We start from the raw sequence: 372 nt of genomic DNA, 5'->3' as shown, positions 1-372 counted from the left end.
CCGTGCCAGCTCCCTCGGAGAGGGAGCCTCTGGCGAAACCGAATACTTTGCAATTCAAGCAAAAGCTTTCCCGCCATGCCAAAGGCCCCATCCTAGAGGGGACTGTCGAGCGAATGCGAGACGGGGGGAGTTTTTTACAGCATTGTCAGCTGCTCGCCCTCGTCCTCGGCGCGGATGAGCGCGCCGGTGGCGGGCAGGCTGCGGACACGGTAGCGGTGGGGGTTGGCAAGCTCCAGCGTTTCCGCCGGGACAACAGATGCAATGGTCTGGTTCTTTTTCAGGGTCACAACAGCAACACCCTGGCCGGATGCTGCTGGTCAACACGGCGCAGATCGCTGCCAAGACCACCCGCGACAGCCAGGGTGTTGCTGT

1 protein-coding gene is annotated in these 372 nt (G+C 61.8%); it reads right to left on the bottom strand.

Annotated features, from left to right (window positions below; all coding sequences use genetic code 11):
• Positions 1-134: 134 nt before the first annotated feature.
• Entirely contained in the window at positions 135-287 is a 153-nt protein-coding gene (locus P0G09_RS15980; RefSeq protein WP_275253148.1) for a hypothetical protein, read from the bottom strand.
• Positions 288-372: the final 85 nt, after the last annotated feature.

Source organism: Faecalibacterium sp. DFI.5.82 (assembly GCF_029076575.1).
Classification (GTDB): Bacteria; Bacillota; Clostridia; order Oscillospirales; family Ruminococcaceae; genus Faecalibacterium; species Faecalibacterium duncaniae.
This window is presented reverse-complemented; position numbering and strand designations above follow the sequence as displayed.